The 13,631-nt window shown below is 43.2% G+C and carries 8 protein-coding genes, 1 tRNA gene, 2 rRNA genes, 1 other RNA gene and 1 other annotated feature; of the genes, 2 read left to right on the top strand and 10 right to left on the bottom strand.

Annotated elements, in window-relative coordinates; genetic code table 11:
- Nucleotides 1–124: 124 nt before the first annotated feature.
- An RNA gene (gene ffs / locus KHA95_RS22200) (signal recognition particle sRNA large type) lies at nucleotides 125–391 on the bottom strand.
- A gap of 60 nt (nucleotides 392–451) precedes the next feature.
- Complete coding sequence (gene tadA / locus KHA95_RS22195) at nucleotides 452–949, bottom strand: tRNA adenosine(34) deaminase TadA (protein WP_213139759.1); 498 nt, start codon at nucleotides 947–949, stop codon at nucleotides 452–454.
- 101 nt (nucleotides 950–1,050) lie between these two features.
- Here tadA and KHA95_RS22190 point away from each other — a divergent pair, with 101 nt between their 5' ends.
- Nucleotides 1,051–2,334, top strand: coding sequence for a glycoside hydrolase family 18 protein (locus KHA95_RS22190; protein ID WP_213139758.1), 1,284 nt, complete (start codon nucleotides 1,051–1,053; stop codon nucleotides 2,332–2,334).
- Nucleotides 2,335–2,578: 244 nt separating this feature from the next.
- Here the strand turns inward: KHA95_RS22190 and KHA95_RS22185 are convergent.
- The 6 genes from KHA95_RS22185 to guaB all read right to left on the bottom strand — a co-directional run bounded on the left by KHA95_RS22185 (nucleotide 2,579) and on the right by guaB (nucleotide 9,085).
- Nucleotides 2,579–2,671: transfer RNA gene (locus KHA95_RS22185), tRNA-Ser, on the bottom strand.
- Nucleotides 2,672–2,866: 195 nt separating this feature from the next.
- The gene (gene serS, locus KHA95_RS22180) at nucleotides 2,867–4,141 is read right to left on the bottom strand and encodes a serine--tRNA ligase (protein ID WP_213139757.1); all 1,275 of its coding nucleotides are present in this window, start codon (nucleotides 4,139–4,141) and stop codon (nucleotides 2,867–2,869) included.
- 59 nt (nucleotides 4,142–4,200) lie between these two features.
- Nucleotides 4,201–4,413: a binding site (T-box leader), on the bottom strand.
- Nucleotides 4,414–4,466: 53 nt separating this feature from the next.
- Nucleotides 4,467–5,036 (bottom strand): pyridoxal 5'-phosphate synthase glutaminase subunit PdxT, encoded by a 570-nt coding sequence (gene pdxT / locus KHA95_RS22175; protein ID WP_213139811.1) that lies wholly within the window; start codon nucleotides 5,034–5,036, stop codon nucleotides 4,467–4,469.
- Nucleotides 5,037–5,057: 21 nt separating this feature from the next.
- A complete protein-coding gene (gene pdxS, locus KHA95_RS22170; RefSeq protein WP_213139756.1) occupies nucleotides 5,058–5,939 on the bottom strand; it encodes a pyridoxal 5'-phosphate synthase lyase subunit PdxS in 882 nt (293 codons plus the stop codon).
- A 118-nt stretch (nucleotides 5,940–6,057) separates the two neighbouring features.
- Nucleotides 6,058–7,398, bottom strand: a complete 1,341-nt coding sequence (locus tag KHA95_RS22165) for a D-alanyl-D-alanine carboxypeptidase family protein (protein WP_349305518.1) — start codon at nucleotides 7,396–7,398, stop codon at nucleotides 6,058–6,060.
- A 220-nt stretch (nucleotides 7,399–7,618) separates the two neighbouring features.
- The gene (guaB, locus tag KHA95_RS22160; RefSeq protein WP_213139754.1) at nucleotides 7,619–9,085 is read right to left on the bottom strand and encodes an IMP dehydrogenase; all 1,467 of its coding nucleotides are present in this window, start codon (nucleotides 9,083–9,085) and stop codon (nucleotides 7,619–7,621) included.
- Between the two features lie 74 nt (nucleotides 9,086–9,159).
- On the opposite strand from guaB, the gene KHA95_RS22155 reads away from it, so the two are divergent.
- Nucleotides 9,160–10,140, top strand: coding sequence for a YaaC family protein (locus KHA95_RS22155; RefSeq protein WP_213139753.1), 981 nt, complete (start codon nucleotides 9,160–9,162; stop codon nucleotides 10,138–10,140).
- A gap of 312 nt (nucleotides 10,141–10,452) precedes the next feature.
- Here KHA95_RS22155 and rrf read toward each other — a convergent pair.
- Both rrf and KHA95_RS22145 read right to left on the bottom strand, forming a co-directional pair.
- Nucleotides 10,453–10,568: ribosomal RNA gene (gene rrf, locus KHA95_RS22150) — 5S ribosomal RNA — on the bottom strand.
- 131 nt (nucleotides 10,569–10,699) lie between these two features.
- Nucleotides 10,700–13,631 (bottom strand): 23S ribosomal RNA (locus KHA95_RS22145).

The raw sequence follows: 13,631 nt of genomic DNA, 5'->3' as shown, positions 1-13,631 counted from the left end.
TTTATTATACCGTTAGAAACATGAATTTCAAAATGAATTCTTCTCACTTATTGAAAAGGAGTTAGGTAATACAATAAGAAAAAACCCACTCAAATTTGAATGGGCTTTGCATGTTATGTAAGTACCGTGCACCTTCCTTCGACTGTGTGCCATAAGCGTTACTTAAGCAGTTAGCTCGACCCAGGCAACCCTGCGGCACATGAGAGCTTCCACTTAATGCTGCTTCCTTCCGGACCTGACATGGTTCATGGATTCCCATTGCGCAGGACCCGGGTGTCAACACCACTTACTTAAGGCAGACCTTACAGCACGACAGCCTCAGGAAAGGAATTCAACCCCGCTGGAGCGGATTGCGGGTTACAAGGCTCCGCTATTTCCCCGTCTAGCACGGTAAGACTTAGTATACTATCTTTTTTAAAATTAATCAATGGTTGCCATTTCCAATCGTCAATTATTGCTCTAGACGTTGCTGTTGCTTTTCGATCTTTTTTCTTTCACGAATGCCACGGAAAAAATCGCTTAACATTGTTCCGCATTCTTCTTCAAGCACTCCCTTTATTACTTCAGATTGATGATTAAAGCGCTCATCATCAAGTAGATTCATCAATGTACCAGCACAGCCGCCTTTTGGATCTGAAGCTCCATACACTACTTTTTTAATCCGTGATAATAGAATCGCTCCGCTGCACATCGGACATGGTTCCAGTGTGACATAAAGCTCCGCCCCTTCAAGTCGCCACGTTCCTAACTTTTTACATGCTTGATCGATCGCTAAAAGCTCTGCATGGGCGATTGCATTTTGTTCTGTCTCCCGTAAATTAGATGCAGCAGCTATGACCTCTCCATCTAAAACAATGACGGCTCCAATTGGTACTTCATTGGCCATCTCCGCCTTTTTTCCCTCAGTGATCGCAAGCCGCATATAATCCTCTTCTGTTCGCTGTACCATCGTTCGCTGCTCCTTATCGCTTCTTTTTTATATTTTAACATAAACATACTTCTTCACTCATACAATGGTGTCAGCCATTCATTTGGTTAAGGGGGATTGTTATGCAAATTCATGTTGTTCAACCTAATGAAACAGTGACTTCCATCGCTTCCCGATATAGTGTGACCGCTTCGTTAATTACAGAAGCAAATGAGCTGCCTAATCCCAATCAACTCGTCGTTGGTCAAGCACTTGTCATTCCAATCGTAGGGAGCTTTTATTGGGTAAAAAGCGGAGATAGTCTTTGGTCGATAAGTAGACAATTTGGCATTTCCTATGTAGAGCTCGCCCGCATCAATGGCATTCCAGCGAATCAGCCACTTCAAATTGGCATGCGACTTTACATTCCACAACGAGTTAAAACGGATAGGGAATTTAATGCGTATGTTGAGCCGCTTGGAGGAAGCGTTTCACAAGCGCTTGAAACGAGCGCACGCGATGCGGCACCTTATTTAACTTATTTGTCTCCATTTGCCTATTTAGCTAAACGAGACGGTTCATTAACGCCGCCTCCACTCAATCAATTTCCAGCAATTGCCCGGGCAAATAACAACGTCCTAGTGATGGTTATTGCCAATCAAGAAGGTGGTCAATTTAACTCAGATCTTGGGCATGTTCTATTAACGAACATGGATGTTCAAAATACGTTTTTAACGAATATCATTAATGAAGCCAAACGTGTTGGATTTGGTGATGTTCATTTTGATTTAGAGCGGCTTCTTCCCGCTGATCGTGAGGCATATAATCGATTTTTACGGACGGCTCGTGACCGGCTTCATGCAGAAGGATTAATGATTTCTACCGCGCTAGCTCCAAAAACAAGTGCTACCCAGCAAGGAGAATGGTATGAAGCACATGATTATAAAGCACACGGTGAAATCGTCGACTACACGGTCATTATGACGTATGAATGGGGGTATAGCGGCGGTCCACCGATGGCCGTTTCACCAATCGGGCCTGTCCGCCAAGTGCTTGAATATGCACTAACAGAAATTCCAGCAAATAAAATTTTAATGGGTCAAAACTTATATGGCTATGATTGGACTTTGCCGTTTGTTCAAGGCACAACAGCAAGAGCAGTAAGCCCACAACGCGCAATTCAAATTGCTGCAGAAAATAATGTAGCGATTAGGTATAGCGAAACATCCCAAGCACCATTTTTCAACTATACAGCCAGTGATGGAAAACAGCATGAAGTATGGTTTGAAGATGCTCGCTCGATTCAAGCTAAATTTGATTTAGTAAAAGAATTAAAATTACGTGGGGTCAGCTATTGGAAACTCGGACTTTCCTTCCCACAAAATTGGTTGCTTATTACGGATAATTTTAATGTTGTCAAAAAATAAGTTAGAAGTCCTTTAGCGCCTACAAACTACACTAACGAGATGTTATGCGTCGACGATCCTAAAGGAAATAGAGCGAAGATTGCTAGGTAAGCTGATGTTGACTTATCATAGAAGAAGAGTGAAGATTGTCAGCCGCTGGACGCCGGAGCTAGACTTAATATCCTTTATCTTTTTTCAAAATAAAGAAAACCCACTGTTTTTTTTCAGTGGGTTTCATATATGTCCAATCTTTATATACTATGTATGGAGGAGGTAGAGGGATTCGAACCCCCGCGCGGTTTGACCCGCCTGTCGGTTTTCAAGACCGATCCCTTCAGCCAGACTTGGGTATACCTCCGTAATAACAAAAATAATAATAACAAGATCTTTTTCACTTGTCAACAGAATAAGAACAAAAAATTGAAACCCATTTGAAATAGACTCAGAATAAGTCGTTTTTCGAGGAGTCGTGCAATTCCTAAGCCTTAGAAAGGGGGGCTATCACAGAAAGTTAGTTTTCACCTACTTTCTGGACAGCCCCTTCGGACATTGTTTATTTAATCACTTCTTTATTTCTCATATAAGGCTGAAGTACTTTTGGAATCTCGACCGTACCATCTTCTCTTTGGAAGTTTTCCAAAATAGCGGCTACCGTTCTGCCAATTGCTAAACCTGAGCCATTTAACGTATGAACATGCTCTGGCTTCGCATTTTTCTCCCGGCGGAAACGAATATTGGCACGTCTTGCTTGGAATGCTTCAAAATTTGAACAAGAAGAAATTTCTCTGTACGTTTCTTGACTTGGAATCCACACTTCTAAGTCATATTTCTTCGCTGCTGTAAATCCTAAATCACCCGTACACATACTCATGACGCGGTATGGCAAATCCAACAGCTGGAGAACTTTTTCAGCATGACCTGTTAATATTTCTAATTCAGCATAAGATTCTTCCGGCTTCACAAATCGTACTAATTCTACTTTATTAAATTGATGCTGACGGATTAAGCCTCGCGTGTCTCTGCCAGCAGAACCGGCTTCTGAACGGAAATTAGTGCTATATGCTGTATAGCTAATCGGTAATTGATCCGCAGATAAAATTTCATCACGATGATAATTCGTTACTGGTACTTCTGATGTTGGAATGAGGAAATAATCCTCTTCTTCAATTAAAAAAGCATCCTCTTCAAACTTTGGCAGTTGACCTGTACCAACCATGCTTGCCCGGTTGACCATATATGGCGGCAACATTTCTACATATCCGTGTTCCTCCGCATGAAGATCAAGCATAAAGCTAATAAGTGCCCGCTCCAAACGTGCTCCTAACCCTTTATAAAAGACAAAGCGGCTTCCTGTTACTTTACCCGCTCGTTCAAAATCCAAAATGTCTAAATTTGTTGCAATATCCCAATGAGGTTTCACTTCAAAATCAAACTGACGAACTTCACCCCATTTTCGCACTTCAATATTATCTTCCTCATCTTCTCCGACAGGTACACTTTCATGCGGGATATTAGGGATTGATAATAATAATTGTTCAAGCTGTGCTTCCACTTCACGAAGTCTCGTATCAATCTCCTTGATTTCATCCCCAACCGTACGCATTTCTACAATTAGATCATCCGCATTTTGTTTTTCTCTCTTTAGCTGAGCGATCTGTTGTGACACTTCGTTGCGTCGGCTTTTTAATTGTTCCGCCTTTACAATCGCATCACGTCGTTCGCGATCTAGCTCACCAAACGCATCCAAATCAGTTAAATCTTCCCCACGGTGCTTCAATTTCTCTTTGATTTCTTCAAAATTTCCTCGTAAATATTTCATATCAAGCATTGTAATTCCTCCTATTTTTGAATTTTTATGAAAAAAAGACAAAAAACTCCCGTCCCTACAAAAGGGACGAGAGTTACCCGCGTTGCCACCCAAATTGAAAGCAATTGCTTTCCTCTTCTTAAGATAACGGTTTTAACCGAAAATGCTTACAGGCATCATGCTTTCGGCATTTTACTCAAGGATGGATTCACAGAATGACCCCACCGATTTGCACCAACCATCGGCTCTCTTTAGAATTCATGTCTGTTACTATTTCCTCTCAACATACTAGCTCTTATAAATTTGCTCATACTATACTACATACAAGTATAGATTGCAACTTTTTTTACGAACGGGCTTCCTTCACCATTTGAAGAAAATAATTCATCAGGCTGACATCATCTGATAATTCTGGATGGAATGAGCAACCTAGAAATTGTCCTTCTCGCACTGCAACAATACGCCCATCATATTTTGCTAAAATCTCCACATTCTCGCCTGCTTCAAGAATATGTGGAGCTCTAATAAATACAGCCGTCATCGACTTCGCTACACCAGCAACAGCAATATCAGCCTCAAAACTATCACGCTGACGCCCAAATGAATTGCGTTCAACAACGATATCCATCAACCCTAAGTGTGCCTCATTTGAACCTGCAATTTGTTTTGCCAGCAAGATTAAGCCGGCACATGTTCCGAACATCGGCTTCCCAGCATCAGCAAATTCCTGAAGTGGTTCAATCAAACCGTTTTGATCCATCAGTCTCCGCATCGCTGTGCTTTCGCCGCCTGGAAGAATGATTCCGTCCAATTCGGCAAGCTGTGCTGCATCCTTTACAATGACCGCCTGCGCTCCGCATTGTTCGATGGCTCGTACATGTTCTTTTACTGCACCTTGAAGGCCTAAAACCCCAATAACCGTCCCTTCACTCACGATTTACCACCCACGCTCTTGCATGCGTTGTTCTGGTGAAAGAGAAGAGATTTCAATTCCTTTCATTGCTGCTCCTAACCCTTTTGATAGCTCAGCAATTCTTCCATAATCTTGATAATGCGCTGTCGCTTCTACAATTGCACGAGCAAATTTCTCAGGATTTTCCGCTTTAAAAATTCCCGATCCAACGAACACACCATCAGCACCAAGCTGCATCATTAAAGCTGCATCTGCTGGTGTTGCAACTCCGCCAGCTGCAAAGTTTACAACCGGTAAGCGGCCTGCTCGTTTGATTTCTAGTAATAATTCATATGGTGCACCAAGTAGTTTAGCTTCCGTCATTAATTCATCTTCGTTCATATAGGCAACCTTACGTACTTGAGCATTAACTTCTCGTAAATGGCGAACAGCCTCAACAATATTCCCTGTTCCCGGCTCCCCTTTTGTTCTTAACATCGAAGCACCTTCTCCGATTCTACGAAGTGCTTCGCCTAAATTGCGGCATCCACAAACAAATGGTACCGTGTATTCCTTTTTATTTAAATGGAACTCTTCATCAGCAGGAGTTAGTACTTCACTTTCATCGATATAATCGACTCCCATTGCTTCCAATACTCGTGCTTCCACAATATGTCCAATTCGCGCTTTCGCCATCACTGGAATCGAAACAGCAGACATGACCTCTTCTACGATTGTTGGATCAGCCATTCTCGCTACACCGCCAGCTGCACGAATATCAGAAGGTACGCGCTCAAGGGCCATTACAGCTACTGCCCCAGCTGCTTCTGCTAATTTCGCTTGCTCCGCGTTAATGACATCCATAATGACGCCGCCTTTTTGCATTTCTGCCATTCCACGTTTTACTCGATCTGTTCCAGTTTTCATATCCAGTCGCTCCTTATGATTAAAACATATTTTTCCTATTAAAACTATCAGAATAATTCAATATACTTTAGTAAACTATAAAAACATCTCCTTGTCAATACAAGGAGATGTAAACTTACTAAAACCAACCTTTAACTGTTTCTGTGACACTTCCCCATATATCTGAGAAAAACCCACCAACGCCACGCATCATTAATACGAACCAATTTGCTTTCTCGACTTTATCGACTGTTACAACTTTTACGGATGGTGTATATTCTTTTTCTACATAACCATAATCTTCTTGATCCTCTTGAACAACTGTTAGCACACCTACTTGTTCATCTTTCTTAATAGGGGCTTTAATCTCGCCATCCTTGCTAACTTTCTTTTCATCTACCGTAAAAGCAGGTGTAAATGATTCTTCTTGCCCATTTTTTACGATTACATGTAAAGGATCTTTTGTACGAATTTGAACAGATTTCTCTTTCCCTTTTGTTACCTTTAATGATTTATGCCCTTCAATCGCGTAATCCTTCGGAATAATTTCTTTCATTGAAAAATTAGAAAACGCATAATCGAGCATTTTTTTCGTTTCACCAAATCTGCCTCTGTCACTGCTATTTCCATTTTCGTCTTTTGCATTCATAACAACTGTGATAACTCTAAAATCCCCACGTTTTGCTGTTCCTGTAAAGCAGCGCCCAGCAAAGTTTGTCGTTCCCGTTTTTAGTCCATCTACTCCTGGATATTCATACTCCAAGGACGGGAGCATTAAATTCCAGTTTTTCATTTGGCCTTCTAAATTACGGAAATCTTTTTTTGGTACACTTGTTGTTTCTAAAACTTCAGGGAAATCTTCCATAATTCGCATCGCTAGTTTTGCCGTTGAACGTGCAGACATAACGTTTTCTTCGTCTGCGCCTGTCCCTTCTGGATGCTTCCCTTGTAAATCACTATTATTCAACCCTGTTGAATTAACAAAATGATAATTGTCTAACCCGAGTTCTTTCGCTTTATCATTCATCATTTTTACAAATGCTGATTCTGAACCTGCAATCGCTTCAGCAATGGCAATCGTTGCACCGTTTGCTGAGAATATTGCCATAGCTTCATATAATTCTCTAATTGTGTAATTTTGACCAACCTCTAATGGTACATTGGAAAGTCTCGTATCTACAGAAACATCATGAACAAATTCACTAATTGTATGTTCTTGATCCCAACTAATTTTCTTATCATGAATAGCTTCAAACATCAGATATTCCGTCATCATCTTCGTCATTGAAGCGATGCCAAGAGCTGTATCCTCATTTTTCGCATATAAAATTTTCCCTGTGCTTGCTTCCACCAAAATAGCTGCATCTGCATTAATATTTAATGGATCAGCCGCTAAAGCGCGATTCGGAAGTTGAAATAGACTGACCAACATTAATACAGATAAACAAATAGCAATATACATCTTGCTTGATTTTTTTATCACATGAAAACCCTCCAACATAATATGTACACGTTTGTCATTTTATCATAGTTACGTGTCATTTAGAAAGTGACAATTTTCTTTTATAGGCGACAAAAAATGGCAGAACCATGAACATTTCTTCTATGGCCCTGCCATCTTATTTATGAATACCTACAAATTATACGATCAGTTAAATATTGACTTGTGATCCGTTTGACTCAATTCATCGCACAGTTTCTTACGATAACGAATAGTTTGGCGCTTCTTTCGTAATTTGGACTTGATGTGGATGGCTTTCGCGCAAGCCTGCCCCAGTCATTTTAATAAATTGAGCTTTCTCACGGAAATCCGCCAATGTAGGGGCACCACAGTAGCCCATTCCTGCACGTAATCCGCCTGTTAGCTGATAAAGAGTATCCGCCAAAGGTCCTTTATATGGCAAACGTCCCTCAATGCCCTCAGGAACAAATTTCTTTGCGTCCTCCTGGAAATAGCGGTCTTTAGAACCTTTTTCCATCGCAGCTTCTGATCCCATTCCACGGTACACTTTAAAGCGGCGTCCTTGGAAGATTTCTGTTTCTCCAGGGCTTTCGGAAGTACCTGCAAGCAAGCTACCTAACATTACAGCATGTCCACCAGCAGCAAGTGCTTTCGCGATATCCCCTGAATATTTAATTCCGCCATCGGCAATAATGACCTTTCCATGCTTTCGTGCTTCTGTTGCACAATCATAAATCGCTGTGATTTGTGGTACCCCAACACCAGCAACAACACGAGTTGTACAAATGGAACCTGGACCAATTCCGACTTTTACAATATCTGCCCCTGCATCAATCAATGCTTTCGTCGCTTCAGCAGTTGCTACGTTTCCTGCAATAATATTCAAATTTGGATAAAGTTCGCGAATGTTTCTTACTGTATTTAATACACCAGCAGAATGTCCATGCGCCGTATCAACGACAATTACATCGACTTGTGACTGGACAAGCATATCGACTCGTTTCATCGTATCGCCGCCGACACCAACAGCTGCACCTACAAGTAAGCGTCCTTTCGAATCTTTGGCTGAATGAGGGAATTCAATTACCTTTTCAATATCCTTAATTGTAATTAGCCCTTTTAATACTCCATTGTCATCAATTAACGGTAGTTTTTCAATTCGATGCTGTTGTAAAATGCTTTCCGCTTCATCAAGGGTCGTACCAACAGGTGCTGTCACTAAGTTTTCCTTTGTCATAACATCGGTAATTAATAAAGAATAATCTTGAATGAAACGCATATCACGATTCGTAATAATTCCTACAAGAATTTTTTCTTCTTCATTATTAACGATTGGAACTCCAGAAATGCGGTATTTCCCCATTAAATGTTCAGCATCGTACACTTTATGCTGTGGGGTTAAGAAAAATGGATCCGTAATAACTCCACTTTCAGAGCGTTTTACTTTATCCACATTTTCAGCTTGCTGTTCAATGCTCATATTTTTGTGAATAATTCCGATACCACCTTGACGAGCCATTGAGATCGCCATTCTTGATTCAGTCACTGTATCCATTCCTGCACTAATAATAGGAATATTTAACTTTAACGTCTCCGTCAACGCAACCTTAAGATTAACATCTTTTGGCACAACTTCAGATTTAGCCGGAATTAACAGCACATCATCAAACGTTAAACCCTCTTTTGCAAACTTTGATTCCCACATTTTTTCGTCCCCCTGCTCCGAAATATTATTAGTAGGTTATCAATTGGACAAAATACTGTCAAGGATAAGCTACAATGTTCCATTTTTCAAATAATTTAGAGGTGAAAACATTGAACCATATCAAGCAAGTATGGAAGCGTATAAACTTCTTTCAATCAGCAGAAATGACCGAGCATTACCTGAAAAACACTTACAAAAATTTGCCTAATGCTCATACAAAAAACTACGATAACTGCTACCCCTTTATGTATTATTTAGAACAAGGTGAAATTTTTTATAAGCAAGCAAATGACTCCCCACTATCGATTAAACCAATGTTGCTCTTTTATGGGCTTGTTCATTTAATTAAAGCATGTTTATTAACTGTCGATCCATTTTATCCTAATTCGACTTCCGTACTTGCTCATGGTGTATCAGCCCGAAAAAGAAAGAAGCGCGATTACCTCTTCTTTGATGATGAGATTAAAATTCAAAGAAATGGTATATGCACATATTTTTCTGAAAAAATGTTTCATGTGAAACATTTAGAAGGTGAAAAGTTCAAAATGGGGGAACTTTTATCACTTGTAGCAGAGTTAGACGATGTTTTTTCATTTGTAAAAGGGGAGTCGACTATGGTCCCTTTTGATGATGGAATTGATGCATGGATTATTCCAAAGGAAGTGGCGCAATCTTATTTTATAGATGAAAAAAGATTGAAGGAATTACTAAATAATAAATATCCAGGCAATATTGATTGGAAAAAAAATCATTCTAACACCTTGCTAATAAATAAGAGAGAGATGTATCATCCACCTTTTCGTTATCATTTTGATAAACAACAGCTATGTCTACCTAATAAGTTTCACCAACATGATACATTGCCTGATATGCTCATTCATTATTTACTTTTATACAATTTAAGTATGATTTCACGATATGAAACGGAATGGTGGTTTGAGCAGCTAAAAACAACGCCAAATTCCGATATGATTTTCATCCAATCTTTTCTTGATGTCACTGAAAGAAAAGGACCTTATTTAATTTATCAATTTTTAATGGAAAGAATGAAATAAAAAACACGACTCAGTTTATCACTATGTCGTGTTTGCATTTTCCTGGCAACGTCCTGCTCTTACTGGGGGAGTTCCCCAACTACCATTGGCGCTCGGAGCTTAACCTGCCGTGTTCGTGCTGCGGATCAAGATAACCGGCGAATCTCTTCGTCACCTGCGCTCACTCGATTCTCACGGGCATCGCCCATTCCGAGTCTCGCTCCCTTGGTTCCTCGTCCTGATCCTCACTTCTGTCGTGTTTTTTTATGTCTTCGACATAGATAAAGGAAAGAACCAAAAAAGACACCCTCTTTTGAGAATGTCTTTTTGCTTGCCTGGCAACGTCCTACTCTTGCAGGGGGAAACCCCCAACTACCATCGGCGCTGAAGAGCTTAACTGCCGTGTTCGAGATGGGAACGGGTGTGACCTCTTCGCTATCGCCACCAGACTTGTACAGGATGTACTGGCTTCTGTGTTGCTCACAGGACGTGAGCGATCTTAACAGAAGATCCTTTTCTGCTTGAGAAAATGTTCGTTCTCTCAAAACTAGATAAATGAGAAGGTAAACCATGTAATAAATTGATTAAGTCCTCGATCGATTAGTATCCGTCAGCTCCATGTGTCACCACACTTCCACACCGGACCTATCAACCTGATCATCTTTCAGGGATCTTACTAGCTTGCGCTATGGGAAATCTCATCTTGAGGGGGGCTTCATGCTTAGATGCTTTCAGCACTTATCCCGTCCGCACATAGCTACCCAGCGATGCTCCTGGCGGAACAACTGGTACACCAGCGGTGCGTCCATCCCGGTCCTCTCGTACTAAGGACAGCTCCTCTCAAATTTCCTGCGCCCACGACGGATAGGGACCGAACTGTCTCACGACGTTCTGAACCCAGCTCGCGTACCGCTTTAATGGGCGAACAGCCCAACCCTTGGGACCGACTACAGCCCCAGGATGCGATGAGCCGACATCGAGGTGCCAAACCTCCCCGTCGATGTGAACTCTTGGGGGAGATAAGCCTGTTATCCCCGGGGTAGCTTTTATCCGTTGAGCGATGGCCCTTCCATGCGGAACCACCGGATCACTAAGCCCGACTTTCGTCCCTGCTCGACTTGTAGGTCTCGCAGTCAAGCTCCCTTGTGCCTTTACACTCTGCGAATGATTTCCAACCATTCTGAGGGAACCTTTGGGCGCCTCCGTTACATTTTAGGAGGCGACCGCCCCAGTCAAACTGCCTGCCAGACACTGTCTCCCAGCCGGATCACGGCTGCGGGTTAGAATGTCAATACAGCAAGGGTAGTATCCCACCAATGCCTCCACCGAAGCTGGCGCTCCGGTTTCCAAGGCTCCTACCTATCCTGTACAAGCTGCACCAACATTCAATATCAGGCTGCAGTAAAGCTCCACGGGGTCTTTCCGTCCTGTCGCGGGTAACCTGCATCTTCACAGGTACTATAATTTCACCGAGTCTCTCGTTGAGACAGTGCCCAGATCGTTGCGCCTTTCGTGCGGGTCGGAACTTACCCGACAAGGAATTTCGCTACCTTAGGACCGTTATAGTTACGGCCGCCGTTTACTGGGGCTTCAATTCGCACCTTCGACCGAAGTCTAAGCGCTCCTCTTAACCTTCCAGCACCGGGCAGGCGTCAGCCCCTATACTTCGCCTTACGGCTTCGCAGAGACCTGTGTTTTTGCTAAACAGTCGCCTGGGCCTATTCACTGCGGCTTCCGCAAGCTTTCACTCGCGGGAGCACCCCTTCTCCCGAAGTTACGGGGTCATTTTGCCGAGTTCCTTAACGAGAGTTCTCTCGATCACCTTAGGATTCTCTCCTCGCCTACCTGTGTCGGTTTGCGGTACGGGCACCCATTTCCTCGCTAGAGGCTTTTCTTGGCAGTGTGGAATCAGGAACTTCGGTACTATATTTCCCTCGCCATCACAGTTCAGCCTTAGGAGTAAGGATTTGCCTCACTCCCAGCCTACCTGCTTGGACGCGCTAATCCAGCAGCGCGCTTACCCTATCCTCCTGCGTCCCCCCATTACTCAAACGGAAATTAGGTGGTACAGGAATATCAACCTGTTGTCCATCGCCTACGCCTTTCGGCCTCGGCTTAGGCCCCGACTAACCCTGAGCGGACGAGCCTTCCTCAGGAAACCTTAGGCATTCGGTGGAAGGGATTCTCACCCTTCTTTCGCTACTCATACCGGCATTCTCACTTCTAAGCGCTCCACCAGTCCTTACGATCTGGCTTCACAGCCCTTAGAACGCTCTCCTACCATTGACACCAGAAGGTGTCAATCCGCAGCTTCGGTGATACGTTTAGCCCCGGTACATTTTCGGCGCAGAGTCACTCGACCAGTGAGCTATTACGCACTCTTTAAATGGTGGCTGCTTCTAAGCCAACATCCTGGTTGTCTAAGCAACTCCACATCCTTTTCCACTTAACGTATACTTTGGGACCTTAGCTGGCGGTCTGGGTTGTTTCCCTCTCGACTACGGATCTTATCACTCGCAGTCTGACTCCCAAGGACAAGTAATTGGCATTCGGAGTTTGTCTGAATTCGGTAACCCGATGAGGGCCCCTAGTCCAAACAGTGCTCTACCTCCAACACTCTTACCTTGAGGCTAGCCCTAAAGCTATTTCGGAGAGAACCAGCTATCTCCAGGTTCGATTGGAATTTCACCGCTACCCACACCTCATCCCCGCACTTTTCAACGTACGTGGGTTCGGGCCTCCAGTAAGTGTTACCTTACCTTCACCCTGGACATGGGTAGATCACCTGGTTTCGGGTCTGCGACCTCATACTTATTCGCCCTATTCAGACTCGCTTTCGCTGCGGCTCCGTCTCTTCAACTTAACCTTGCATGAAATCGCAACTCGCCGGTTCATTCTACAAAAGGCACGCCATCACACATGAATGTGCTCTGACTACTTGTAGGCACACGGTTTCAGGATCTTTTTCACTCCCCTTCCGGGGTGCTTTTCACCTTTCCCTCACGGTACTGGTTCACTATCGGTCACTAGGGAGTATTTAGCCTTGGGAGATGGTCCTCCCTGCTTCCGACGGGATTTCACGTGTCCCGCCGTACTCAGGATCCACTCTGGAGGGAACGAAGTTTCGAATACAGGGCTGTTACCTTCTCTGGCGGGTCTTTCCAGACCGCTTCATCTACTTCGTTCCTTTGTAACTCCGTGTAGAGTGTCCTACAACCCCAAGAGGCAAGCCTCTTGGTTTGGGCTCTTCCCGTTTCGCTCGCCGCTACTTAGGGAATCGATGTTTCTTTCTCTTCCTCCGGGTACTTAGATGTTTCAGTTCCCCGGGTCTGCCTTCCATTTCCTATGTATTCAGAAATGGATACTACTCCATTACGAGCAGTGGGTTTCCCCATTCGGAAATCTCCGGATCAACGCTTGCTTACAGCTCCCCGAAGCATATCGGTGTTAGTCCCGTCCTTCATCGGCTCCTAGTGCCAAGGCATCCGCCGTGCGCCCTTATTAACTTAATC

The organism is Bacillus sp. FJAT-50079, from assembly GCF_018343515.1.
Taxonomy (GTDB): Bacteria; Bacillota; Bacilli; order Bacillales; family Bacillaceae_C; genus Lederbergia.
Note: the sequence above shows the minus strand (reverse complement) of the source record. Positions and strands in the feature narration are given on the sequence as shown.

Excerpts from the sequence above, each read along its gene's own strand:
- guaB (WP_213139754.1), bottom strand. The coding sequence starts at position 9,085 with ATGTGGGAATCAAAGTTTGCAAAAGAGGGTTTAACGTTTGATGATGTG.
- tadA (WP_213139759.1), bottom strand. The coding sequence starts at position 949 with ATGGTACAGCGAACAGAAGAGGATTATATGCGGCTTGCGATCACTGAG.
- KHA95_RS22190 (WP_213139758.1), top strand. The coding sequence starts at position 1,051 with ATGCAAATTCATGTTGTTCAACCTAATGAAACAGTGACTTCCATCGCT.
- serS (WP_213139757.1), bottom strand. The coding sequence starts at position 4,141 with ATGCTTGATATGAAATATTTACGAGGAAATTTTGAAGAAATCAAAGAG.
- pdxS (WP_213139756.1), bottom strand. The coding sequence starts at position 5,939 with ATGAAAACTGGAACAGATCGAGTAAAACGTGGAATGGCAGAAATGCAA.
- KHA95_RS22155 (WP_213139753.1), top strand. The coding sequence starts at position 9,160 with ATGTTCCATTTTTCAAATAATTTAGAGGTGAAAACATTGAACCATATC.